Below are 24,427 nucleotides of genomic sequence, written 5' to 3'. Positions count from 1 at the left end.
AAACCGTTGGCCATCTCGTTGGGCCAACGGGAATCGACGGGCGGTTACTTCGTTTCGACATGGCCAGCGAAAAAACTCTGGAGATTGTTGCTGGGAGAATTGCGTACCGCGCTCGCGTCAGTGGCGCTTGGCTTGGACCAGATAAGCGTCGATCTCGGTCTCGCCGAGCCACTTGGCTGCTTCCAGACGATGCAGGCCTTCGACGAGTACATGGCGCTTGCCGTCGTGGCGGACCTGGATCGGCGTCTTCATGCCGTTCTCCAGTATGTCCTCGGCGAGATGCCGCACCGTCTCGGGATGCAGCGTCTTCCTGCGCGCAGTGGGCACGTAGATGTCGTCGACCTTGACCTTTTGCACCCTCAGCATGCCTGTCCCCGTGGCGGAACCGCCGCCGTCTTCCTGAGATAGTCGGTTTGTTCAGGAGGGCCAAGGGCGCGGCTAACGAATATCGGCCCGTCCACCGGTTTGCCTCTCGCCACGCGTTTCGCTATGGCGTCTCGCGATCCTAATAGAGGCCACGGAACCATGAGCAAATCCCTCGTCACCTTCGTCGGTGTCGTCCATCCCTGGATGTGCGACGTGATGGGGCACGTGAATGTGCGCTACTACGCGGCGATGTTCGATGATGCCAGTTTCCAGCTCCTCGGCCATATCGCCGGGCAGGATGGCAGCCAGGCAGCGGCGACCGGGTGGGCCGACGTGCGCACCGAAATCGACTATCGCCATGAAACGACAGCCGGCTCGCTGATTACCATCCGTTCGCATGTGGCGAAGATCGGCCGCACCTCCATCACCTTCGAACAGATCATGTCGGGATCGCTCGACGGCATCATTCATGCCGCCATGCAGAAGGCGCTGGACGAGATGATGGCCGACGGGCCAGACGGAAGCTGCCCGCACGATCGGCTTCAGCCGCTTCCAGACCTTGCGCAAGGTCGTGCTTCCACAGGCCGCAAGGCTGATGATCCGGCCGCTCGGCGTCAATACGGTCGCTCTGCTCAAGGGGTCGGCGCTCGTATCCACCATCTCGGTGGTGGAGCTGACCTATACCGCCCAGCGCTTCATCGGCTCGACCTACAAGCCGTTCGAGATCTTTGGCGTCGCGGCCCTGCTCTACATGGTCATGGTCTACGCCGTCGCCCGTGTCGTCGATCTGCTCGACAAACGCTTCGCCATCGTCTGACGGGAGAGCACGATGCAAGGTTTGGATTTCACCGTCGTCACGCCCTATTGGGATCTCCTGTTGACGGGCGCCTGGTGGACCGCCGTACTGACGGTTTCGGCGGGAGCCCTCAGCTTTGTCGGCGGCATCATGTTTGCTGTCATCGTGCTCTATGCGCCGGCAGTTCTCGCCTATCCCGTGCGCGCCTTCATGTGGGTGTTCATGGGTACGCCGCTGCTTTTGCAGCTGTTCCTGATCTATTTCGGCCTGGTGCAGATCGGCATCAATATTCCCGCGCTTGCCGCCGGCATTGTCGGGCTCGGCCTGCACTTTGCCGTCTACAAAGCCGATGTGATGCGCGCCGGCATCGTGGCTGTCGACCTTGGCCAGACGGAAGGCGCACGCAGCATCGGTTTCGGAAAATGGCAGACGCTGCGCTACGTCGTGATACCGCAAGCCGTGCGCAACACGGCGCCGCCGATCGGAAGCAACCTGATCGCACTGCTGAAGGAATCCTCGATCGTCTCTGTCATCGGCATCGCCGAGCTGGTTCACTCGGCGCAACTGGCGATCAGTGAAACCTTCCGCCCCTTTGAGTTCTACATCACCGCCGCCGCGCTTTATTACATCTTGAACCTTGTGCTCGAAGCGGCCTTGCATCGGTTTGAAAGACATGTGGAGGTTTCCCGATGAGCACGCAGCGGCCAATGGTCGAGGTCCGCGGCGCACGCAAATCCTTCGGCGCCGTCGAGGTCCTCAGAGGTATCGACCTGTCGGTCGAACGTGGGCAGATCGTGGCCATCATCGGGCCGAGCGGCTCCGGCAAGAGCACGCTGCTGCGCTCCATCAACCATCTCGAGACCTTGAACGGCGGTGAAGTCCGGCTCGACGGCGTTCAGGTCAACCAGAAGCTGCAAGGCCAGGCCTTTGAGCGGCACATCAACAAGGTGCGCCAGCAGATGGGCATGGTGTTTCAGCACTTCAATCTGTTTTCACATCTGACCGTGATCGAGAACATCACGATGGGACCGGTGATCCTGAAAGGCATGGCGAAAGCCGAAGCCCGGGCGCTGGCGGTTGGCCTGTTGTCCAAGGTCGGTCTCGCCGACAAGATCGACGCCTATCCGTCGCGGCTTTCGGGCGGACAGAAGCAGCGCGTTGCGATCGCCCGCGCGCTGGCCATGCAGCCAAAGGTGATGCTGTTCGACGAAGCGACCTCCGCGCTCGACCCCGAACTCGTCGACGAGGTCAACGCGGTGATGAAACAGCTTGCCGCCGAACACATGACCATGCTCATCGTAACGCATGAAATGCGCTTTGCCGGTGAAGTCGCCGACAGGGTGCTGTTCATGGACGGCGGCGTGGTGGTCGAGGAAGGCCCGCCGATCGAGATCTTCCGTTCGCCGCAGAAAGAACGCACGCGCAGCTTCCTCAAAAAATATCTTTCCGCCTGAGCACGCCGATGACCAGACTACCCACGGAATTTCCCGATTTCGGACTGACGGAGGAGCAGCGTCGCCACGCGGTGCGCGGCCATTACTACGAGTGGCCCGGGATGGACGGCGATCCCGGCGAAATCTGGTGCTACAGCGACCGCTTTTCCTATCGCGCCGGCGAGACAGTGACGCTGCATCTCAGTTCGACGGCTCCATCGTTCAACATGACGATCGTCCGCGACGGCGGCAGCGAGACGACGGTGTTCGAGAAATCGGGCATCGCGGCACGCTGGCAGGATAGTCCGGATCAGTGCTCGGCGGAGGGCTGCGGCTGGGAAGCCTCGTTCGAATTGCGCGTGGGAAGCGACTGGCCGTCCGGCGCCTACCGGGTGACGTTCACCGCCGACGGACGCGATGGCAAGCCGATCCTTTGCCACCATCTGTTCATCGTCTCTCCCCGACCCGGGAGAAAGCCCGGCCGCGTGCTGCAGGTGGCGGCGACGGGCACCTGGCTTGCCTACAACACCTGGGGCGGCTCGAACCACTATCAGGGCATCACCGGGCCGGATCGCAACCAGTACTCGCCAATCGTCTCGACGCAGCGCCCCTGGTGCCGTGGCTTCGTCGTGCTGCCGCAGGATGCGCCGCGCGTGCCGCTGGAGGTCGCCGTGCCGCCAAAGACGGTGCCGCGCTATCCGCATATGGAATGGGCGCTCGCCACTGGCCATTCGAAGAAATACGCCTCGTCGGGCTGGGCCAGCTACGACAGCCATTTCTTTCGCTTCGCCGAACGCGCCGGCTACGGCGTCGATCTCGCCAGCCAGCACGATCTGCATTTCTCGCCCGAGATTCTCGACGGTTACGACTGCGCCGTCTTCGTCGGCCATGATGAATACTGGACCTGGGAAATGCGCGACGCCGTCGATCACTATGTCGAGCATGGCGGCCATGCGGCGCGCTTCGCTGGCAATTTCATGTGGCAGACCCGCCTTGAGGAGGAGGGCCGCCGGCAGGTCTGCTACAAGTACCGCGCCCGCGCCGAGGACCCGGCCTATCGCGGTGGCGACGTGACCCGCGCCACCAATTCCTGGGAGGCGCCGGAAATCGGTCGGCCCGGTTCGGAAACTTTCGGGCTCAACGCGACGCGTGGCCTTTATGCCGGTTGGGGAGGTTGCGCGCCGCGCGGCGTGCGCGGCTTTCCGGTCTATCGGCCCGAGCACTGGGCCTTTGCCGGCACCGGCATCTATTATGGCGACCTGTTGGGCGCCGACAGCCATGTCTATGGCTATGAGGTCGACGGGCTGGATTTCGAGATACGCGGCGGCCTGCCCTACCCCACCGCGACCAGCGGCGCGCCTGATGGATTGCAGGTTCTTGCCGTCGGCATAGCATCCCAGGTCGAGGAAAGCGCCGACATTCCGATCGAGGACCAGTTCCTCACCGACGAGGATGGCCGCTTCAGCGCCGAAACGCTCTTCGGCGACAGGAGCGACGCCAATCTCGAAAAAGTCAAACGCAGCAACGGCATGATCGTCAACTTCCCGCGCGGCAAGGGCGAGGTGTTTCACGCCGGAAGCTGCGAATGGGTCGCCGGTCTGCTAAGACAGGACCCGATGGTCGAACGCGTCACCCAAAATGTCCTCGATCGCTATCTCGGAAAGTCCTGACATGCCGAAAGTCCAGCCTGCCGTTCAAGACGCCGACGCCCGGCGCCAATCGCATCTGTTCTACCTCTCCAGCCTGCGCCGGCCGTTGATCGACCGCGCCGAAGGCATCTACATGTGGACGCAGGACGGCCGCCGCTTCATCGACGGATCGAGCGGCCCGATGGTGGCCAATATCGGCCATTCCAACCGCAATGTGCTGGACGCCATGAAGCGGCAGATGGAGCGCGCCACCTTCGCCTACCGCCTTCATTTCGAGAACGAGCCGGCGGAAGAACTCGCGCGTGAACTCGCGGGAAAACTGCCGGAAGGCATGGACCGTATCTTCTTCGTCTCGGGCGGCTCGGAAGCGACGGAATCCTGCATCAAGCTGGCGCGGCAATGGGCCGTCGCCACCGGCCAGGGCAGCCGCTGGAAGGTGATTACCCGCTTCCCGTCCTATCACGGTGGCACGCTGGGTTCGCTCTCGATCACCGGCGACGATGCACTGGCCGAAACCTTCGAGCCGATGATGCGGGTGATGCCGACGGTGCCGGCCCCGACCGCCTGGCGCGACCGCGACAATCTTTCGATGGAACAGCGCGGCATCCGCTACGCCGACATGCTGGAGGAGAAGATCCTGGCCGAAGGCCCGGAGAGCGTCGTCGCCTTCATCATGGAGCCGATCGGCGGAGCGGCTACGGCAGCCCTTGTGGCACCGGACAGCTATTATGCGCGCATCCGCGAGATCTGCGACCGCTACGGTATCCTGCTCATCCATGACGAGGTCATGAGCGGGGCCGGCCGCACCGGAAAATTCCTCGGCGGCGACCATTGGAACTGCAAGCCCGACATCGTCGCGCTGTCGAAAGGGCTGGGCTCGGGCTATGCGCCACTCGGCGCGCTGGCGGCGCCGATGCGGCTTGTACAGCCGCTGCTCGCTTCTGGCGGCTTCCAGCACGGCCACACCTATGCTGGCAATCCGCTGGCCTGCGCCGCCGGGCTTGCCGTGCTCGGCGAAATGGACCGGCTCGACCTGATCGCCAACGCGGCTGCCATGGGCGATGTGCTGATGGACGGATTGAAGGGATTGGCCAAGCGCTTCCCTTTCATCGCCGATGTGCGCGGCAAGGGCCTGCTGACCGGCGCCGAGATGGTTGCCGATCCCGAGACGCTGAAGCCGATCGACCAAAGCAACAAGGCCACGCAGCGGCTGCTCGACCTTGCCTATGAGCGCGGGCTGATCATTTATGGCCGCAAGGTCAAGGGCGGTGTCGACGGTGACAATTTCATGGTCGCGCCGCCGATGATCGTCACCGGCGAACAGGTCGGCGAGATCATTTCCATCATTGGCGACTCGCTGGAGGCGTTGGCTTCCGAGCTCGACCTGCCGGTCGAAGGCCGGGGGTAACGAAATGGCGCCGCGAAAAGTCATCATCACCTGCGCCGTCACCGGCTCGGTGCACACGCCATCGATGTCGCCCTACCTGCCTGTGACGCCGGACCAGATCGCGGCTGATGCGATCGCGGCCGCTGAAGCCGGCGCCTCGATCCTGCATCTGCACGCCCGTGACCCCGGGGATGGCCGGCCGAGCGCCGATCCGGACATCTTTATGCAGTTCCTGCCGCGCATCAAGCAGGCGACGTCGGCGGTGATCAACATCACCACCGGCGGCTCGTCGCTGATGACGCTCGACCAGCGGCTGGCGGCGCCACTGAGGGCAGAGCCGGAAATGTGCTCGCTCAACATGGGCTCGATGAATTTCGCGCTGTTCCCGATGCTCGACAAGCCACGGGAATGGCAGCACGAATGGGAGCCCAAGCTGCTGGAAGCCACCCGCGACACCATCTTCAAGAACACCTTCGCCGACATGGAAGGTGTGATCGAGAGACTGGGCAGGGGCTGCGGCACGCGCTTCGAATTCGAGTGCTACGATGTCGGCCATCTCTATTCGCTGGCGCATTTCCACGACCGCGGGCTGGTGTCGGGGCCGCTGTTCATCCAGTTCGTGCTGGGCATTCTGGGCGGCATCGGCGCCGATCCGGACAATCTCATCCACATGAAGCGGATCGCCGACAAATTGTTCGGCGACAGCTACCAGTTCTCCGTACTGGCGGCCGGCCGCAACCAGATGCCGCTGATCTCGATCGCTGCGGCGATGGGCGGCAATGTCCGTGTCGGGCTGGAAGACAGTCTCTACGATGGCCGTCAGCTGGCGAAATCCAATGCCGATCAGGTGCGCCGTATCCGTGGCATTCTCGACGGACTGTCGCTGGAAGTTGCCACGCCGGCCGAAGCGCGCGAGATGCTGGCGCTCAAGGGCGGCGACCGGGTGGCGTTCTGATGTTGGCGCCAAGCCCCCCCCTCTGGCCTGCCGGCCATCTCCCCCGCAAGGGGGGAGATTGGCAGTGTCGCCGATGGCGCCTTTCTTGCAACATCGGGGATTGGCGAAGGCGCAGGCGACATCTGATCTCCCCCCTTGGGGGGGAGATGTCCGGCAGGACAGAGGGGGGTGCCTTGGCGCCATCCCTGTCGTGAGCGGCATCCTCATCCGCCCCGGCCGGATCGACGATGTGGACGCAATCCACGCCGCGCTTCTTAAACTCGGTACCCATATCGGCGCGCATCAGGAGATCACCTCAACCGCTGATGATCTCCGCCGCTACGGCTTCGGCGAAAAGCCGGCCTTCTCGACCCTCATCGCCGAGATCGGCGGCGAATTCGCCGGCCTCTGCCTCTATTTCCCGATCTTTTCGACCTGGATGGGCCGGCCCGGCGTCTATGTGCAGGACCTCTATGTCGAGGACCGGTTCCGCGGTCGCAAGATCGGTGAACGCCTGCTGCGACGCGTCGCTGCGGAATGCCGGAAAGAAGGCGGCGTCTATCTCAGGCTCTCGGTCGATACGGATAATGAGGGCGCCAAGGCCTTCTATGAAAGGCTGGGCATTGCCTGGTCGAGCTATGAACAGACGCAGAAGATCATCGGCGAGGCCTTCTTTGCCTTTGCCGACGCGCCGGAGAATGAGGAGCAGGAATGAAAGCCTTCTATGCCGAGGAGCAGAAGCGTCACGATCCCAAGGCCTTTCTTTCCAGTGGCGCGCCGAAGCCCAATCCGGAAAAACCGGAGCGCGTCGAGAGATTGTTAGCCGGCGCAAAATCTGCCGGCTGCACGATCGAACGGCCCCGCGATCATGGGCTCGGTCCGGTCTCGGCGGTGCATACGCCAGAATATCTCGACTTCCTCGAGCACATTTTCGCGCGCTGGCAGCGCATTGATGGCGCTTCTGACGAGGTGATCCCGAACATCCACCCGATCGCGCGCGGCGGCTCCTATCCGGCCTCGGCGGTCGGTCAGGCCGGCTACCACATGGCCGACACCGCTTGCCCGATCTCGGGCGAAACCTGGCATAGCGCGCTGTGGAGCGCCTGGAGCGCGGTCGACGCCGCCGAGGCGGTGATGGCTGGCGCACCGGCCGCCTATGCGCTGTGCCGCCCGCCCGGCCATCACGCTTTTGCCGACGTCGCTGGCGGCTTCTGCTTCATCAACAATTCGGCCGTTGCGGCCCAGGTGTTGCGCAAGCAGGCCGCGCGCGTGGCCATCCTCGATGTCGATCTGCACCATGGCAACGGCACGCAAGGCATCTTCTATGCGCGGCCCGACGTGCTCACCATCTCACTGCATGCCGACCCGGTGCGCTTCTATCCCTTCTTCTGGGGCCATGCCGACGAGCGCGGCGAAGGGCCTGGCCTCGGCTATAATTTCAACCTGCCGCTGCCACGCAAATCCGCCGACGCGGCATTTCTGGAAGGGCTTGCGGTGGCGTTCCAGCGTATTCGCGCCTTCTCGCCCGACGCGCTGGTCGTGGCGCTCGGCCTCGACGCGTTCGAGGGCGATCCGTTCGGAGGACTTTCGGTGACGACGCCAGGCTTCTCGCGCGTGGGCGAGGCCATCGCCGGTCTCGGCCTGCCGACGGTCATCGTCCAGGAAGGCGGCTATCTCTGCGACGCGCTCGGCGACAATCTCACCGCCTTCCTCACCGGTTTTGGCGGCAAGGCGCGGTGACAGTTCAGGCTCGCATCAGGAGCGCTGCTGCCTGAGCATGGCGATCACGCGGTGCACGCTCTCCAGCGTCTCGTCGATCTCAGCCGCCGTGTTGTAGTGCGCGATGCCGATACGCACGACGCCTTGTTCGGCCGGAATGCCGAGTTGGTGGACAATCTCCCAGGCGTAGTTGTGGCCGGACCACAGGAAGATGTTTTCGGCGTTCATCTGCCGCACGATCGTTTCCGGAACGATACCTTCGACGGTGAAGGAGACTGTCGGCACCCGATCACCGAGCCGTTTCGGATCGGTGATGCCGTGGATGGTCAGGCCTGAAATGTCGGACAGGCCATCGATCAGCCTTTGCGCCAGCGAATTTTCATAGGCGATGGACACTTCGAACGCCCTGGCGATCTTCTGCCTCCTCGAGCCGCCCTCACCCGCCGCCGCACCCAGTCCGGCAAAATAATCGACGGCCGCCGTGAGACCGGCCATCAATTCGATCTGCGGAGTGCCGAGTTCGAAGCGCTCCGGCAGACCGTTGGACGAACAGCGGCATTTGTAGGCTTCCAGACTGTCGATGACGTCGCGCCGACCCCATAATATGCCCATATGCGGGCCGAAGAACTTGTAGGCCGAGCAGATCAGGAAATCGCAGCCGAGATCCCGCACATCGATCAGGCCATGCGGCGCGAACTGGACGGCATCGACATAGACCAGGGCGCCGGCCTGCTTTGCAAGTTGGGTCAGAGATTTGACCCTGTTGATCGAGCCGGTGAGATTGCTGGCGTAGTTCAAGGCGACGAGCCGTGTCCTGCCGGACAGCAGACCGGCCAGCGTCGCCTCCTCGACCTGCCAGCTCTTTTCATCGAACGGCAGCCAGCGCACAACCAGGCCGAGATCCTCGGCCAATTGCAGCCAGGGCGACACGTTGCCCTCGTGATCCATGCGGGAGGATGATCTCGTCGCCCGGGTTCAACGTGCGGCCGAGTGTGCGCGACATGTGATAGGTCAGCGTCGTCATGTTGGCGCCGATGATGATTTCCTGCGGGCTCTCCGCATCAAGGAAATCGGCCATTGCCTCATGCGCTTCGTCGACGACTGTTTGAGCAGCGACCGTCGTTTCGAAATAGCCGCCGAGATTGGCGTTTGTGGTCAAGAGGCAGTGCGACACGGCGTCAGCGACAGTTTGCGGCACCTGCGTGCCGGCCGGATTGTCGAGATAGATGCGGCGGCGACCCTTGTCAGTCAGTGAGAGGGCGGGAAATTTTCCACGCACGGCCTCGATCGAAAAATCCACCATCATCTCCACCCTTCTATTATGCCTCGATAATTCTGCAACCGGTCCCGATCAAGGACAGGGATTGCCGACCCTCTGGTGAATGGCATCCACCGCCTTCTGCATCTCTTCGGTCCACACCACATCGACGGATGATAGTGCCATCTCCAACTGCGGAATGGTTGTCGCGCCGATGATGTTGGAGGTCACGAAGGGACGGCTCGAGACATGGGCATTGGCAAACAGGGCCGGCTCGAACCCGAAACTGCGCGCCAACTCATTGTATTCGAGCTGTGCGTCAGCCGCATTCGGTTTCTCATAACGCTGGCCACGGTTGAACAGTTGCGAGCGCGACCCCGGCGGGCGCGCGCCATGGTCGTATTTGCCGGTCAGATAGCCCTGCGCCAGCGGCGAATAAGCGAGCAGCGACACGTCCTCACACTCGCAGACCTCGGCGAGATTGACCTCGAAGGTGCGGTTGACGAGATTGTAAGCATTCTGGATCGACGCGACGCGCGGACCGATCCCTTTGTCGGCCTCTGCCAGGAAGCGCATCACGCCCCACGAACTCTCGTTCGACAAACCGAAATGGCGAATTTTTCCAACCTTCACCAGTTCGTCGAACACTGCGAGTGTCTCGGCGACCGGCGTCTCGCCAGCCGGCGCGCCGGCCGCGTCGGCACGACGCGCCACGGCGCCGACGCGTGTTGGGTTGGCGCCCCACGGGATGTCGCGTTCCGGCCAATGGATCTGATAGAGGTCGAGATAGTCCGTGCCGAGCTTGGCCAGCGACTTGTCGATGGCGTCAAAAATGTCGGCCCTCACCAATTGCGAGGGCCGGCCGCCGCGAAACCAGTTGTTGGCGGTGCGGCCGACGACCTTGGAAGCGAGGATCACCTTGTCACGGTTACCCCTCGCCTTCATCCAGCTGCCGATGATCTTTTCTGTCCGTCCCTGTGTCTCGGCCTTGGGTGGAATCGGATAGAGTTCGGCGGTGTCGATGAAATTGACACCGCGCGAAAAGGCCAGGTCCATCTGGGCGTGTCCCTCGGCCTCGGTGTTCTGCTGGCCCCAGGTCATGGATCCCAGGCAAATCTGGGTAACAAGAAGATCGGTCCGACCGACACGGCGTTTGTGCATGAATTTTCTGCTCCGGAGGGAAAGCGTGCGCGGCCGCGCGGGGAGGAAATCATATCCTACAGGAAAGCGGAGCCGCTCTCCAAGTCTTGCCGGACCGACTTTGAACGAATTGCGCTGCGTTTAGCGGCGAGCGCCCGCGACGGCGCGGCGTTTGGCGTCGTCGATCAGCATATTGGCGATCTGCATGCGGATCATGGCGTGCTGGCGCAGATGCGGGGCGACGCGATCGGGATGGTTGGTAAAAGCAAAGCTGCGGCGCATGCGTCCGAAATCGGCGGCGCCCTTGGGCTGGTCCAGTCCCAGTTCGGCTGCGATCGATTCGGGGTCGATCGGCGGCAATTTTTCCTCGGGTTTCGGTTCCTCGCCGGCCAGCGCCAGCCTGGCGTGGTCCAGCAAGGCGGCAAACTCGCTCGCCAGATCGGCACCTACCTCGCGATATTCGGCGGCGGATACTTTGATGCGGCCGGAATGGAGTTCATCCGCCACGGAGAGATAGTCGAAGGGAATGGACGGACGCGTGCCTGCCTCGTCGTCCTCTGTGCCGTCACCCTTTTCGGAGGCCACGAAGAGGTCGTCGAGCAACGAAGCGAAATCACGCTTGGCGCCGGTAGCGATGTCAGCCTCCCCCTTGCCCGACTGTTCCGTTATCAGAACATAGAACCGGCTCGTTAAAAATAAATGCCACCGGTCTTGATGAATTTAGCCATTCGGAGGATCGCGCCCGGTCCCCAACAAAAGCCGGACTGCACTTTCGTGCAGCCCGGAAATTCGCCAGAAGTGGCGAGGAAAAACTGGCCACGTGCCGGCGTCCAAGCCGACGATTTGTGCGGCGCGAAAGTTTCACCGGACCGCGAAGAAATCTCACGAAAATCATCCCGGACATGGCAGGCATGCAAATGCTGCACTGCACAATTGTCACGATTCACCTATATTGGGAGTCGTGGAGGACCAATCAGGAGCCTGAATCATGGGTTTCTTCACTGAAATGTTCGCCCGGCCTCGGCCACAGGAACATCTGAGATACCGCGCGGCACTTGCGCTGCTTCATTCGATGAGCAACGCCGACCGCGCCGATATCGGCATCAAGCCAGCCGATTTTCCGCGCATCGCCCGCGAAATGTCCGTTCGCTAAGCTGGTTGTGAGATGTCCCGGATCGATCCGGGACATCTCAAGACCTCAATCCTCAACGCGTTCCGAGGAATGTCGCCTTGCCGAGCGGCACGCCATTGTGGCGCAGAATGTCGTAAGCGGTGGTGAGGTGGAAATAGAAGTTGGGCATGGCCAGATGCAGCAGATACTGCATGCCGCCCATCGTGGTTTCGCGTCCGCCGAGCTTCAACTCGATCGTCCTTTCGTCGGAACCGTCGATATCGGCGGCCGAAAACGTCGCCAGATGCGCGATCGTCCTGGCTATCCTCGCCTCGAGGTCGGCGAAGCTTGCCTCATTGTCCTCGTATTTCGGCACTTCGCGGCCGGCCAGCCGCGAGGGCGCGCCTTTGGCATGATCGGTCGCGATCTGCACCTGCCTGGTCAAGGCGAACATGTCGGGCGCCAGCCGCGCCGTCAGAAACACCTGCGGGTCGATCTTGCGGTCAAGTGCATTCTGTTCGGCAGCTGCCAGAACACTGGAAAGTGCTTTCAGCCTGGCCGAGAACACCGGCACGGAAGCCTCATACATCGATATGGTCACGTCAAATCTCCTGTCCGGTCTAAGCGCCGTCGCGAGGAGCTAGCGCCTCAAGGCGCGATTCTTCAAGCGCCATGAGCGCCGCGTCACCGCGCCGCCGCAATCGCAATGGTAGAATCTGCGTTATCGAACGCGGAGATTCCCGATGAGACGCGTCCTTCTCGCGGCGACTGCCCTTCTCTCCCTTGCCGCCGTCGGCCATACAGCACGTGCCGCCGGCGATGCTCCCGAAACACCCTATATCGACGACAGGTCGAGTGCCGAGGCGGTCATCCGTTCGCTCTACAGCGCCATTAGCCGGCACGAATTCGCCCGCGCCTGGGGCTATTTCGGCGATACCAAGCCGGCTAAGGATTTCGACAGTTTCGTCAAGGGCTATGACGGCACCGACAAGGTCGAGGTCGCGACCGGTGCGGTTTCAGACGAGGGAGCCGCCGGCAGCATATACTTTAACGTGCCCGTCGCCATCCGTGCCACGGACAAGAACGGCGGCGAAAAGGTCTTTGCCGGCTGCTACACGCTGCGCCAGGTGAATGCCCAGACCCAGGCGGAGCCACCGTTCGATCCCATCCATATCGAGAAAGGCGCGCTGAAACCTTCCACCGCCGATTTCGAAGGGGCGTTGCCGCCAAGCTGTGGCGACGGACCGCCGCCGCCCAAGAAGAACACCGCGCTCGAACAGGCCAAGAAGGCTTTTCTGGCGACGTATGGCGATCAATGCGACAAGAACCTTCTGGCCAACGAGCCGGACACTTTCTCGATCAAGTACAGGGACAAGGATGCGGCCGCCAGCGACCCCGACCGGGAAGCGCGGCTTTTCCATTTCTCCTGCTCGGTCGCCGCCTACAATGAAAACTCCATCTACTACATGAGCGACGATGTATCAGGAGTGCGGCAGTTGCAGTTCACCGAGCCGGAGATGGATATCCGCTACGTGAACAACGACAGCGAGGGCAAGGTCGAATCCATGCACATTGTCGGCTTCCGGACGACAGGCTGGGCGACCAATTCCAGCTATGACAAGGATGCCCACACGATCACCACCTTCAACAAATGGCGTGGCGCTGCAGATGCCTCTTCGTCGGGCACCTATCTGTTCCGCAATGGCGATTTCTCGCTGGTCCAGTATGATGTCGATGCGTCCTATGACGGCGAGCAGAACCCGCAGACCGTCGTCGACTACAACACCGCGCCCTGAAATGTCGGTGGGCTTCTCCCAGCCAGCGGCGGTCAAGGTGACTTCGACAGCATCCAGTTGAGCGTTCCCCGCCAGTCGGCCATGCGGATCGGCGTGCCGTGCGTGCCGGTCTCGAAACGGACGAAGCGGGTCGGATAGGTCTTCGATTTGGCCAGGATCGAGCGGAAGAAGGCTTCCTGATTGGCGACGGGAAAGACCACGTCGTGACTGCCCTGGCCGAAGAACACCGGCACGCGGCGTTTGAAAGCGGGGCTGGCGAAAAAGCTGTCGTCCCACAGCGAACCGAGCAGCAACAAGCCATCGATGCGGGCGCCCGTGTCCTTGCGTCCGGCAAGCTTCCAGCACAGCGCGCCGCCCATGGAGCCGCAGGCGACGAAGATCTTCGCGCCCGGAGACTGTTCGGCATAGTGATCGATCAGGGCCGCGACCTGCGCGGCGCCCTTGTCGCCGAAATCGGGGAAATCCGGAGAGAGATAGAGGCCGCCATTGCCGGCCATCAGGTTCTTGATGCGGTTGAAATTGCCGCCGAAAGTGAAGTCGTCGACGCCCTGCTTGCGGCTGCCGCCCTGTCCGTGCAGATAGAGCACGATGATGGCAGCGCCTTGCGTCTTGCCGACGGCGACATGCCTGACATCGCCGACGTCCGTCTTCAGCATCAGATCCTGCTGCACCTTGCGTACGCCGGTATCGGCATATTGCGGATGCACGCGTTTTTCCGGCACCTCGTCGCGCTGGTTGATGTCGCGCATTTCGCGGTAGTCGATGACCGTGTAGGCGCCATTGGTGTCGGACGAGAGCGTGGCCGGATAGGCGAAGAGATCGTCCTTGAAGGGTTCTAGTTCAAGCGCATTGGCGGCAGTGCAAAAAGCGAATGTCGCGACCAGAAGGCCATGGAGCGGGGAGAGGATACGAAAAGCCATACCTTAGCCATGCGTAATACAGCTTGGGTTTGTCAATCCTGCAGCACGCCGCCGGCATCTTCCAGCGCCTCGCGGGTGTCGACATCGACTGACGCGCCCTCGCCGATCTCGACATCGATGACATCGAGCCCTTCGGCCTCGACCAGATGGCGGGCACCGGTATCGCCTTCGAGATGGGCAATCGCCGGGAACAGCGAGCGTGGCAAAAGCACCGGGTTACCGCGCTTGCCCCCATGCGAGGCGCGAACCACCGAATTGCCTCCAGCCTTGCGGAACGCATCGATCAGCCTGTCGAGGTCTTCGGGCGCGACACCCGGCATGTCTCCCAGCACGATCATCGCACCGGCCATGTCATGTGGCAGATAGGCAATACCGGCTCTCAGCGAAGTGGACAGGCCATCGGCAAAATCGGGATTGTCGGCGAAGGTCACCTCGAGACCCGACAACGCCGCCCGTACCCGCTCGCGCTGATGACCGGTGACGATGATCGTGCCCGATGCCTTCGAGGCAAGCGCACGCTCGGCGGTGCGGCGCACCAGCGGTTGGCCATCGAAGAGCGCCAGAAGCTTGTTCGGCCCTCCCATGCGGCTCGACCGGCCGGCCGCCAGAAGCACGATCCCGACCTTGAGCTTGCTCTTGGCGGGCAGCGGCTCGCGCGGCTGCGGCCGCGTCGGGATTTCCATCAACAGCCCGCCGACCCCCATACCGGCAATGTCGCGGGCGGTGACGTCGAGGCCGGCAATCAATCGGTCAAGCACCCAGTCGAAGCCATTTTCCTTGGGACTGCGGGCGCAGCCGGGCGCACCGATGACGCGCTTGCCGGCAAGCGTGCCGAGCACCAGCAGATTGCCAGGATCGACTGGCATGCCGGCGCGGATGACGGTCCCCCCCGCCATTTCGATCGCCGCCGGAACGACATCGGCGAAATCGCTCATCGCCGAGGCGCCGAAGATCACCACAATGTCGTTGTCGCGCGCCAGCGAATTGGCAGCATCGGCCAGCGGCGCGATCTCGTGTGCCGTGCGGCGTTCCGCCGTCAGCCTGCCGCCCGTGCGCGCCAGCCGTGCTTCGGTGACGCGCAACGTCTTGTCGAGCACGCTGGACTTGATGCCCGGCAGAACCGTCTGGACGACGCCGACGCGCACCGGTCTGTAGGCGTTGACGGCGAAGATCTCTTCGCCGGCACAGATTTCCGTCACTGCGTCGACAAGTGTGGAGGCAACCGCGAACGGGATGATCTTCACCGTCGCGACCATCCGGCCCTTCTCGACCGGCGCGTGCTGAGCCAGCGTCGCGATGGTGATGGCGGGATCGACAGCGTTGATGGCGTCGATCATGGTGGCATCGACCGTGAAGATGCCGGCCGCCCTGGCATGGAGATTGACCCGACCGGTGGCGGCGGGCCTAGCCTCGACGCCGCTGAAAATCATGCCCTCGGCGATTCTCTGCGCCGCGGCGTCCTCGCCGAGATCATCCGAAGCCAGCACGGCCGCAACGACCTGCGAGATGCCTGCTGCTTTGAGTATGGAGACATCTTCGGCGCTCAACCTGTGGGCCTTGCGAAAGCGCTTTTCGCCGGCGGTGGTGGCATGCGCCAGCACCGCGCCTTCGGCCGCCTCAATCGGGATCGGACCGAATTTCACGCCACCGCGCCCGCAGAGTGCCGCGCGTCCACCTGGACGCGCAAAGGACGCTCTGCTGTTTTGAATTTACGCATCCTGCTTGTCCAAAGCTGATATCGATCTTTCGAGGCCGCGCGAGCGGAAGGCGGAGATGGTCTGCGCGAGAATGGCGACCGCGATCTCGGCGGGGCTCGCGGCGCCGATATCGAGCCCGATCGGCGCGTGGATGCGGGCGATCTGCTCGGCATTCGCGCCCAGCGCCTGCAAACGTTCGACGCGCTTGGCATGCGTCTTGCGGCTGCCGAGCGCCCCGACATAGAAGCAGTTGGCGTCGAGCGCCGCCTTCAGCGCGAAATCATCGATCTTCGGATCATGGGTGACGGCGGCAAGCGCCGTGTAGGCGTCGAGCGGCTGGCGCTTCAATACTTCTTCCGGCCACTCGGCATGCAAGGCGACATCGGGAAACCGGTCCGGCGTGGCGAAAGCGGTGCGCGGATCGATGATCTCGAGGGGATAGCCGGCGATCCTTGCCATCGGCGCCAGCGCCTGGCTGATATGGACGGCGCCGATCACCACAAGGCGCGGCTGGGGCAGATGCGCATTGAGAAAGAAGGTCCGTCCTTCCGCTTCGACGGAACCGGAATTGCCTGATCGGAAAGCCCTGGCGATCGCTGTTCCGAGCTCGCCGGCAACCTGATCGCCCTCACGCACGATACGATCGCGGCCGTCACCGAGATCGGTGACGAGGATCGCCGCGCGGCGGGCGCGTCGTTCGGCGTTGAGACTCTTCAGTGCATAGGGATCCATCGGATCACCCTAGTCTCTCTACATAAACCTTGATGCGGCCACCGCAGGACAGGCCAACCTGCCAGGCGGTCTCGTCGGCAACGCCGAACTCCAGCATCCTTGGCTTGCCGGAGCCGATGACGTCGATCGCTTCGGTCACCACCGCGCCCTCGACGCAGCCGCCCGAAACGGAACCGTGGAAATTGCCGTCCGCATCGACGACGAGGTGGCTGCCGACCGGACGCGGCGCGGAACCCCAAGTCTCGACCACGGTCGCGATGGCGACATCCTTGCCGTCCTTCATCCAGCCCTCCGCGATGATCAGCGGATCGCGGGCCTCGTCGAGATAAATGCTGTCGCTCATCGTCGCTTCTCTCAGGGTCTGTTTTTCCAAGGAGCCAAGAAGGCATATGGCTATGCCGCACGCCTCGCGCCAGCATCCATCCATCGCCGCGGATCGACTGAAAGCGCCGACTTCTTGTCCAGCGAGGCGCAGAGGTCGGCGAGCGCATCAAGATTGTGCACAGAGCGGAATTCATCGACATGCGGCAGCATCGCCTTGACGCCACGGGCGCGCGCCTGAAAACCGTTAAAGCGCAGCAACGGGTTCAGCCAGATCAGCCGCCGGCAGGATTTGTGCAGCCGCTCCATCTCCTGCGAAAGGCCGGCGACATCATCGCGCTCCAGCCCGTCGGTGATCAGGAGCACGACCGCGCCCTGCCCCAGCACACGCCGCGACCATATCAGGTTGAATTCGGCCAGCGTATCGCCGATGCGCGTGCCGCCCGACCAGTCCTTGACCGCCGCCGAACAGTCGGCGAGTGCCGCATCGGGGTCGCGATGTCGCATCTGCCGCGTCAGATTGGTCAGCCTGGTACCAAAGACGAAGGTGTGCACGCGCCGGCGTTTTTCTGTCAGCGCGTGCAGGAAATGCAGAAAGATGCGCGTGTACTGGCTCATCGAACCGGAAATGTCGGCCAGCACCACCAGCGGCGGGTGGGCCTCGCGGACCGAACGGAATCTCGGCAGGATCAACTCGCCGCCGGTGCGCGCGGCCGAGCGCATCGTGGCGCGCGGATCGATGCGGCGGCCATGCGCATCGGCCTTGAAGCGCCGGGTCCGCACCAGGTCGACAGGCAGCCTCAGCTCCGCGATCGCCTTCCTGGCGTCGGCCATCTCGGCGGCGTTCATCTGGGCAAAATCCTTGTCCCGCAACAGCTCGCTGCCGGAAAAAGTGAAGCGGGCGTCGACCTCGATCTCGGGAACCTCCCGCGGCGGCTGGTTCTTCCGATAGCCCTCGAACATCGCCTGGCTGACGCGGTTCTCAGCCGCGCGCGGCTTCTGCTTCTCCCTTGCGTCGGGCGCTACCGGCGAGAACATTGCCAGCAGTTTCTCGATCAGTTCGCGTGACTTCCAGAACAGCCGGAAGGCTTCGTCGAAGGTCGGGTGATCCTCATGGCGTGAGACCAGCACGGCGTGCAGCGTCCAGTAGAAATCATCGCGCGAGCCGATGCCGGCGGCCAACACCGCCTCGATCGCGTCCTTGACCGAGGCCGGCCCGACCCGCATGCCTGCCTTGCGCAAGGTGCGGGCGAAATAGACGATGTTATCGGCGATGCGGCCGTCCGCCGTCGCCTCTCTGGGGTCGGGACGCGGCGCCTTCATTGCCGCTACTGCGCCGCCGCGAGTTCGGCCTTGACCTCGTCGAGGATGCGCCGGCCCTCGCCCGCGCCGATGCGGGCAATGTCGTCCTGGTATTTCAACAGCACGCCAATCGTGTCGGATACGGTCTCGGGATCGAGCGCCACCTTGTCGAGTTCGGTCAGCGCGCCGGCCCAGTCGATGGTCTCGGCGACGCCCGGCACCTTGAACAGTTCCATCCGGCGCAGCTTCTGGATGAAGGAAACCACTTCCGCCGAGAGCCGCTGGTTGGCCTGCGGCACTTTGCGGCGCACGATCTCCAGTTCGCGCTCGGCATCGGGATAATCCACCCAGTGATAGAGGCAGCGCCGTTTCAGCGCGTCGTGGATCTCGCGGGTGCGGTTGGTCGTGATGATGACGATCGGTGGTTCCTCCGCCTTGATGGTGCCGAGTTCGGGTACCGTCACCTGGAAGTCGGACAGGATTTCGAGCAGGAAAGCCTCGAAGGCTTCGTCCGTGCGGTCCAACTCGTCGATGAGGAAGACTGGCGCGGCGCCCGCCTTGCCGGTCAACGCGTCCAGCACCGGGCGGCGGATGAGGTATTTTTCGGAGAACACGTTGCGTTCCATGGCAGAGCGATCGACGTTTCCAGCCGCCTCCTCCATGCGGATCTCGATCATCTGCGCGGCATAATTCCACTCATAGACGGCCGAGGAGACATCGAGCCCCTCATAGCATTGCAGCCGGATCAGCCTGCGGCCGAGCGCCCCAGCCAACACCTTGGCGATCTCGGTCTTGCCGACGCCGGCCTCGCCCTCGAGGAACAGTGGCCGGTTCATGCGCAGCGACAGGAAAAGCACGGTCGCCAGCGACCGGTCCGCCACATAGTCCGCGCCGGTCAGGAGATCGAGCGTCTCGTCGATCGTCCGCGGCACGGCTCGCGGTCTCAAGTCGCTCATTCCTTCTCCGTGGGCGCCGCTGCCCCACTGTCCAGCACGTGGTAGCCGCGTGCATGATAGATCAGCGGCCGCAAATTATCGCCCATGCGCAGTCCTGTCACCTTGCCAAAAAGCACACGATGGGTCGCCAGATCCTTGGTGTCGATCAGTTCGCAGTCGAACACCGCGAGCGCGCCCTTCAGCGTCGGCGCGCCGGTGGAAATCACGTCCCATTCGCCGAGCGCGAAACGCTCCTCGACCGGCAGACCGGTGATGCCGGAAAACCCAATCGACAGCGGCTGCTGGTGCGACGCCAGCGTGTTCAAGGCAAATCTGCCGTTCTTCACGAAAGGCTCGTTCTTGGGATTCTCGCGGTTGAGGCAGACCAGGATGGTCGGCGGCGTGTCCGATACCGAACAGGCAGCAATCACCGTCGCGCCACGCTTGCCCGCGGGCCCATCGGTGGTGACCACATGGACGTGACCGGCAAAATGGCTCATCGCGTCGCGATAGGCCTGCGGTCCAATATCATTCTTCTTCAGCACCGGAATTTTCCACAGCCAGAAACCCTACCGCTATATATGGCCAGACATGACATGCCACAAGCGAAGTGCTTGGCCCATATCCCTGAATTCGCGTGTTGCACCAAGGCCGGGCACCCTTTAGGTCTTGGCGGGGAAATGCCTGCGGGAATATCGCAGGCTTGGAGGGACTCTTCGGCAGGATGCGACCCGGGGCAACGATATCCGCCACATTGGCCTGGCTTTGCCTTGCCAGCGCCGCCAGCGCCCAGACGCTCACGGTCGGCGTAGCTGCGCCCCTGTCGGGACCATCGGCCATCCTCGGCAAGCAGATCGAGACCGGCGCCGAACTGGCAGCGGAAGCAACCGGCATCGAACTCAAGACCGAGGACGACGCCTGCACCGCCGATGGCGGCGAGGCCGCGGCCAGGAGCTTCGCGACGGCCAAGGTCGGTGTGGTGGTCGGCTTCCTCTGCACGGAGGCGATCGAGGCGGCGTTGCCGATCCTGAAGGATGCCAATATTCCGGTCATCACTGTCGGTGTGCGAACCGAAAGCCTGACCGACCGCCGCGCCAAGACCCGCTGGCCGGTCTATCGCCTCGGGCCGCGCGGCGACGATGAGCGCAATGCCGTTGCCTCCACCCTGACGCGCCTGTGGCAGAACGAGCTGTTCGCCATCATCGATGACGGCACCATCTATGGCCGCGAGATCGCCGAGACATTTCGCGCGGCGGCGGAACAGGCGGCACTGAAACCTGTGTTTGTCGACACGTTCCGGCCACAGCTCGACAACCAGATCGGCCTCGTCGGCCGGCTGAAAAAGGCCGGTGCCACCCACGTCTTTGCCGGCGGTGACGGGGATGACATCGCGATCATGGGTCGCGATGCCGCGCAACTTCAGGCCGGCATCATCTTTGCCGGTGGTGAAAATCTGCGCACGCCGCCGAGCGACGTTCCCTATGCAACGGGCACGTTGATGATCGCGCCGCCCGAATGGGCCGATGTCGCCGACCCCAAAGTGCTGGAAAGCTTCTCCGCGCGAAAGATCGTGCCGGACGGGTACACGCTGCCGGCCTATGCGGCGGTCGAGATCGCCAAGGCGGCGTCGGCCTTGTCCGGGAGCTTGGGCAAGCCGCTGGCCGATGCACTGAACACCAATGATTTCGCCACGGCGATCGGGCCGATCCGCTTCGACGCCAAGGGCGACCTCAACCAGAGCCTTTACCGCGTCTTCCGCTTCGATGGCACGCGCTTCGTGCCCCTGGAAAGCAACTGATGTTCCGCACCGGTCCGCGCAATCTGATCACCGACGTTGCCGGCCTGCGCGTCGGCAACGCGTCGGATGCCAGGCTGAAGTCCGGCGTGACGGCTGTGCTTTGCGACGAGCCGGCGGTGGCGGGTGTGCAGATCCTTGGCGGTGCGCCCGGCACGCGCGAGACGGACCTGCTCGAACCGCACAATTCAGTGGAGACGGTCCATGCCGTGGTGCTTTCGGGCGGTTCGGCCTTCGGCCTCGACGCGGCGTCCGGCGTGCAGGCCATGCTGCGCGAGCGCGGCATCGGCTTCGAGGTGGGCGGCTTCCGGGTGCCGATCGTGCCGGCGGCGATCCTGTTCGACCTGCGCAATGGCGGCGACAAGGACTGGGGCCGTTATCCGCCCTATCGGGACCTTGGCTACGAGGCCGCGCAATCCGCCGCCATCGATTTCCAGCTCGGCACGGCCGGTGCCGGCACCGGTGCGCTGACCGCAGGGCTGAAAGGCGGCCTGGGTTCAGCCTCGACCCTGCTGGACAGTGGCGTCACCATCGGTGCGCTGGCAGCCGTCAACCCGACCGGATCGGTCACAGTCAGCCGCACCCGCCATTTTTGGGCGGCGCCGTTTGAAATCGGTAACGAATTCGGTGGGCAGGGATACCCCTCACCAATGCCAGACGATGCGAAGAGCATCTTGCTGAAGTTTCGCGACAAGCATGCCGGGCAGCAGATGGAAACCGGTGGCAACACGACGATCGCCGTAATTGCCACGGATGCCATTCTCACCAAGGCCGCGGCAAAACGCCTGGCGATGTCGGCGCATGACGGCTTCGTACGCGCCATCTGGCCGACCCACACGCCAGCCGACGGTGATCTGGTGTTCGCGCTGGCAACGGGCAAGAGCGGCATCCGGCTCGAAGCCGATGCGGCAATCGACCTCTATGCCGCGGCCGGCGCCACCATGGCACGCGCCATCAGCCGCGGCGTGTTTGCCGCGACGCCAGCCGACAATGATATGTTTCCCGTCTGGTCATTGCGTCGCTAAAACGGGTTGCCGTTTCACGCAAACGGCAACCCGTTCTATCTCGTTGTGTTGACGTAATCCCGGATGGGATTGGCCGAAGCCGTCAATCAGACCGGATCCGACTTCTCTTCCTCGAACGTCACCGCGACATCGGAATTCGCCGACAGCCACACCTTCTTGCCATCGACTTCGGCAACCAGGGCCAGAGGAATGTAGTGGTGATGGCCCTTGTGAGCGCCCTCGCCGCTATCAGCCTTGGTCAGTTTGATACGCTGGCCGTCGACCTTGTCGACGGTGCCTAAATGCACGCCATCGGCGCCGACGATTTCCATATGTTCACGAATTTTGCTGGTGTCGGTCATGGGGGGTTCTCCATTTGGGGACTGCCGACAATAACAAATGACAATCCGTTTGGATGCATTTTTTGGCCAGACGAGATTTTGATTCGGTCTTTGAGACGACCGCCGGATTGGAAACCTTGCAATCCTACCATGCCGAATGGCATGCACCCCGTCTTCGCCTCACCGGCTCTGTTTTCCGCCTTGTTTGTCGCGGACCTCCGCTTTGGGCGGCAGCAACATTGAGCATTTTGCCCGCCTCTGTTAGGACGCGGCCAACGCAACGCGAAGCTGGAAATCGATCCGTATGATCCCTCGCTATTCCCGGCCGGAAATGGTCGCCATCTGGTCGCCCGAAACCCGGTTTCGCATCTGGTTCGAAATCGAAGCCCATGCCTGCGACGCCTTGGCCGAACTCGGCGTCATCCCGAAGGAAGCGGCGAAAACCATCTGGGAAAAGGGCGGCGCGGCGAAATTCGACGTCGAAAAGATCGACGAGATCGAGCGCGTCACCAAGCATGACGTCATCGCCTTTCTGACCCATCTCGCGGAATTCGTCGGACCCGACGCGCGTTTCATCCATCAGGGCATGACGTCTTCGGACGTGCTCGACACCTGCCTTGCGGTGCAACTCACCCGGGCCAGCGACATCCTGCTCGCCGACATCGACGCGCTGCTTGCCGCGCTCAAGCGCCGTGCCTTCGAGCACAAGAACACCGTCACCATCGGTCGCAGCCACGGCATCCACGCCGAGCCGACAACCTTCGGCATCAAGCTGGCGCAGGCCTATGCCGAATTCTCGCGCTGCCGCGAGCGGCTGGTTCACGCGCGGGAGGACATCGCAACCTGTGCCATTTCCGGGGCGGTTGGCACCTTCGCCAACATCGAGCCCTATGTTGAGGAGTATGTGGCGGCAAAGCTCGGGCTGAAGCCTGAGCCGGTGTCGACGCAAGTGATCCCGCGCGACCGCCACGCCATGTTCTTCGCCACGCTTGGCGTCATCGCCTCGTCGATCGAGCGGCTTGCGATCGAGGTCCGGCATCTGCAGCGTACCGAGGTGCTGGAGGCGGAGGAGTATTTTTCCCCCGGCCAGAAAGGCTCGTCGGCCATGCCGCACAAGCGCAATCCGGTGCTGACGGAAAACCTCACCGGCCTAGCCCGCATGGTGCGTTCCATGGCCCTGCCGGCGATGGAAGATGTGGCGCTTTGGCACGAGCGGGACATCTCGCATTCCTCGGTCGAGCGCATGATCGGCCCGGATGCCACGGTGACGCTCGATTTCGCGCTGTCGCGGCTGACCAGCGTCGTCGACAAGCTGGTCGTCTACCCCGAGAACATGCTGAAGAACATGAACAAGTTCCGCGGCCTTGTGCATTCGCAGCGCGTGATGCTGGCGCTGACGCAGGCCGGCCTGTCGCGCGAGGACTCCTACCGGCTGGTTCAGCGCAACGCCATGAAGGTGTGGGAACAAGGCGCTGATTTTCTCGAGGAACTTCTGGCCGACAAAGAAGTGACCGCTGCCCTGCCCGAGGCGGAAATCCGCGAGAAGTTCGACCTGGGTTACCACACCAAGCATGTCGACACGATTTTCAAGCGGGTGTTCGGCAAGACCTGAGTTTCCTTCTCCCCGTTCACGGCAGGGCTATCGCATATGGATTCTTGCGAAGAGGAACCCCCACCCTAACCCTCCCCACAATTGGGAGGGAATGTTGCCGCGCGCATCTTACTTCCGCCCCGGCATCGAAAATCATGCTCAATCAGCCAGGATCGGCATCAACGGAAGTCCCCCTCCCC

General features: G+C 63.0%; 24 protein-coding genes and 3 pseudogenes. 14 read left to right on the top strand and 13 right to left on the bottom strand.

Annotated features, from left to right (window positions below; all coding sequences use genetic code 11):
• Positions 1–117: 117 nt before the first annotated feature.
• Positions 118–366 carry a ParB N-terminal domain-containing protein gene (locus FJ938_RS27120; RefSeq protein ID WP_127320334.1) on the bottom strand — a complete coding sequence of 83 codons (249 nt, stop codon included), beginning with the start codon at positions 364–366 and terminating at the stop codon, positions 118–120.
• A 123-nt stretch (positions 367–489) separates the two neighbouring features.
• Between FJ938_RS27120 and FJ938_RS30470 the strand changes: the two are divergent.
• The 9 genes and pseudogenes from FJ938_RS30470 to FJ938_RS27070 all read left to right on the top strand — a co-directional run.
• Positions 490–756 (top strand): annotated as a pseudogene (locus FJ938_RS30470) (acyl-CoA thioesterase); the annotation flags it as partial.
• Positions 757–877: 121 nt separating this feature from the next.
• A pseudogene (locus FJ938_RS27110) lies at positions 878–1,183 on the top strand (ABC transporter permease subunit); the annotation flags it as partial.
• A gap of 12 nt (positions 1,184–1,195) precedes the next feature.
• Entirely contained in the window at positions 1,196–1,855 is a 660-nt protein-coding gene (locus FJ938_RS27105) for an amino acid ABC transporter permease (RefSeq protein ID WP_140610177.1), read from the top strand.
• On the top strand, positions 1,852–2,616 hold the full coding sequence (locus FJ938_RS27100; protein ID WP_140699261.1) for an amino acid ABC transporter ATP-binding protein: 765 nt from the start codon (positions 1,852–1,854) through the stop codon (positions 2,614–2,616). The genes FJ938_RS27105 and FJ938_RS27100 overlap by 4 nt, the downstream gene beginning before the upstream one ends.
• A gap of 8 nt (positions 2,617–2,624) precedes the next feature.
• Complete coding sequence (locus tag FJ938_RS27095) at positions 2,625–4,265, top strand: N,N-dimethylformamidase beta subunit family domain-containing protein (RefSeq protein ID WP_140699258.1); 1,641 nt, start codon at positions 2,625–2,627, stop codon at positions 4,263–4,265.
• Between the two features lies 1 nt (position 4,266).
• Entirely contained in the window at positions 4,267–5,652 is a 1,386-nt protein-coding gene (locus tag FJ938_RS27090) for an aspartate aminotransferase family protein (protein WP_140699255.1), read from the top strand.
• Positions 5,653–5,656: 4 nt separating this feature from the next.
• Positions 5,657–6,586, top strand: a complete 930-nt coding sequence (locus FJ938_RS27085; RefSeq protein ID WP_140699252.1) for a 3-keto-5-aminohexanoate cleavage protein — start codon at positions 5,657–5,659, stop codon at positions 6,584–6,586.
• 190 nt (positions 6,587–6,776) lie between these two features.
• Positions 6,777–7,280, top strand: a complete 504-nt coding sequence (locus tag FJ938_RS27075; protein ID WP_181168929.1) for a GNAT family N-acetyltransferase — start codon at positions 6,777–6,779, stop codon at positions 7,278–7,280.
• Complete coding sequence (locus FJ938_RS27070) at positions 7,277–8,305, top strand: histone deacetylase family protein (RefSeq protein ID WP_140699249.1); 1,029 nt, start codon at positions 7,277–7,279, stop codon at positions 8,303–8,305. Before FJ938_RS27075 ends, FJ938_RS27070 begins: the two co-directional genes overlap by 4 nt.
• Before the next feature lie 15 nt (positions 8,306–8,320).
• On the opposite strand, the pseudogene FJ938_RS27065 reads toward FJ938_RS27070, so the two are convergent.
• From FJ938_RS27065 to FJ938_RS27055, 3 genes and pseudogenes are all read right to left on the bottom strand, one after another.
• A pseudogene (locus FJ938_RS27065) lies at positions 8,321–9,587 on the bottom strand (cysteine desulfurase-like protein).
• Between the two features lie 48 nt (positions 9,588–9,635).
• Complete coding sequence (locus FJ938_RS27060) at positions 9,636–10,703, bottom strand: aldo/keto reductase (RefSeq protein WP_140699246.1); 1,068 nt, start codon at positions 10,701–10,703, stop codon at positions 9,636–9,638.
• Between the two features lie 120 nt (positions 10,704–10,823).
• A complete protein-coding gene (locus FJ938_RS27055; RefSeq protein WP_140699243.1) occupies positions 10,824–11,285 on the bottom strand; it encodes a hypothetical protein in 462 nt (153 codons plus the stop codon).
• A 385-nt stretch (positions 11,286–11,670) separates the two neighbouring features.
• Between FJ938_RS27055 and FJ938_RS27045 the strand changes: the two genes are divergently transcribed.
• Positions 11,671–11,835, top strand: coding sequence for a hypothetical protein (locus FJ938_RS27045; RefSeq protein WP_140493788.1), 165 nt, complete (start codon positions 11,671–11,673; stop codon positions 11,833–11,835).
• A 52-nt stretch (positions 11,836–11,887) separates the two neighbouring features.
• On the opposite strand, the gene FJ938_RS27040 is transcribed toward FJ938_RS27045, so the two are convergent.
• Positions 11,888–12,394, bottom strand: coding sequence for a DUF1993 family protein (locus FJ938_RS27040; protein WP_140613323.1), 507 nt, complete (start codon positions 12,392–12,394; stop codon positions 11,888–11,890).
• 142 nt (positions 12,395–12,536) lie between these two features.
• On the opposite strand from FJ938_RS27040, the gene FJ938_RS27035 reads away from it, so the two are divergent.
• On the top strand, positions 12,537–13,589 hold the full coding sequence (locus FJ938_RS27035) for a DUF1176 domain-containing protein (protein WP_140699237.1): 1,053 nt from the start codon (positions 12,537–12,539) through the stop codon (positions 13,587–13,589).
• A 32-nt stretch (positions 13,590–13,621) separates the two neighbouring features.
• On the opposite strand, the gene FJ938_RS27030 is transcribed toward FJ938_RS27035, so the two are convergent.
• From FJ938_RS27030 to FJ938_RS27000, 7 genes are all read right to left on the bottom strand, one after another.
• Entirely contained in the window at positions 13,622–14,509 is an 888-nt protein-coding gene (locus tag FJ938_RS27030) for an alpha/beta fold hydrolase (RefSeq protein WP_181169191.1), read from the bottom strand.
• Positions 14,510–14,541: 32 nt separating this feature from the next.
• The gene (locus FJ938_RS27025; RefSeq protein ID WP_140699235.1) at positions 14,542–16,152 is read right to left on the bottom strand and encodes a molybdopterin-binding/glycosyltransferase family 2 protein; all 1,611 of its coding nucleotides are present in this window, start codon (positions 16,150–16,152) and stop codon (positions 14,542–14,544) included.
• Positions 16,153–16,218: 66 nt separating this feature from the next.
• A complete protein-coding gene (locus tag FJ938_RS27020; RefSeq protein WP_140699232.1) occupies positions 16,219–16,938 on the bottom strand; it encodes an XdhC family protein in 720 nt (239 codons plus the stop codon).
• Between the two features lie 4 nt (positions 16,939–16,942).
• On the bottom strand, positions 16,943–17,281 hold the full coding sequence (locus FJ938_RS27015) for an XdhC family protein (protein ID WP_140699229.1): 339 nt from the start codon (positions 17,279–17,281) through the stop codon (positions 16,943–16,945).
• 50 nt (positions 17,282–17,331) lie between these two features.
• The gene (locus FJ938_RS27010) at positions 17,332–18,582 is read right to left on the bottom strand and encodes a VWA domain-containing protein (RefSeq protein ID WP_140699227.1); all 1,251 of its coding nucleotides are present in this window, start codon (positions 18,580–18,582) and stop codon (positions 17,332–17,334) included.
• A gap of 5 nt (positions 18,583–18,587) precedes the next feature.
• Positions 18,588–19,517, bottom strand: a complete 930-nt coding sequence (locus tag FJ938_RS27005) for a MoxR family ATPase (protein WP_140699224.1) — start codon at positions 19,515–19,517, stop codon at positions 18,588–18,590.
• The gene (locus tag FJ938_RS27000; RefSeq protein WP_140699222.1) at positions 19,514–20,041 is read right to left on the bottom strand and encodes a flavin reductase; all 528 of its coding nucleotides are present in this window, start codon (positions 20,039–20,041) and stop codon (positions 19,514–19,516) included. Before FJ938_RS27000 ends, FJ938_RS27005 begins: the two co-directional genes overlap by 4 nt.
• A 179-nt stretch (positions 20,042–20,220) precedes the next feature.
• Between FJ938_RS27000 and FJ938_RS26995 the strand changes: the two genes are divergently transcribed.
• Complete coding sequence (locus FJ938_RS26995; protein ID WP_140699219.1) at positions 20,221–21,294, top strand: branched-chain amino acid ABC transporter substrate-binding protein; 1,074 nt, start codon at positions 20,221–20,223, stop codon at positions 21,292–21,294.
• Positions 21,294–22,316: a P1 family peptidase gene (locus FJ938_RS26990; RefSeq protein WP_140699216.1), complete on the top strand. Its 1,023-nt coding sequence runs from the start codon at positions 21,294–21,296 to the stop codon at positions 22,314–22,316. The genes FJ938_RS26995 and FJ938_RS26990 overlap by 1 nt, the downstream gene beginning before the upstream one ends.
• 86 nt (positions 22,317–22,402) lie before the next feature.
• Here FJ938_RS26990 and FJ938_RS26985 read toward each other — a convergent pair whose 3' ends face one another.
• Entirely contained in the window at positions 22,403–22,657 is a 255-nt protein-coding gene (locus FJ938_RS26985) for a DUF2171 domain-containing protein (RefSeq protein WP_140699213.1), read from the bottom strand.
• Positions 22,658–22,940: 283 nt separating this feature from the next.
• On the opposite strand from FJ938_RS26985, the gene purB reads away from it, so the two are divergent.
• Positions 22,941–24,248, top strand: a complete 1,308-nt coding sequence (gene purB / locus FJ938_RS26980) for an adenylosuccinate lyase (RefSeq protein WP_140699210.1) — start codon at positions 22,941–22,943, stop codon at positions 24,246–24,248.
• Positions 24,249–24,427: the final 179 nt, after the last annotated feature.

Origin of the sequence: Mesorhizobium sp. B2-4-14 (assembly GCF_006442155.1) — a bacterium.
Classification (GTDB): Bacteria; Pseudomonadota; Alphaproteobacteria; order Rhizobiales; family Rhizobiaceae; genus Mesorhizobium.
The sequence above is the reverse complement of the archived record's forward strand: the minus strand, read 5'-3'. Positions and strand labels throughout refer to the sequence as shown.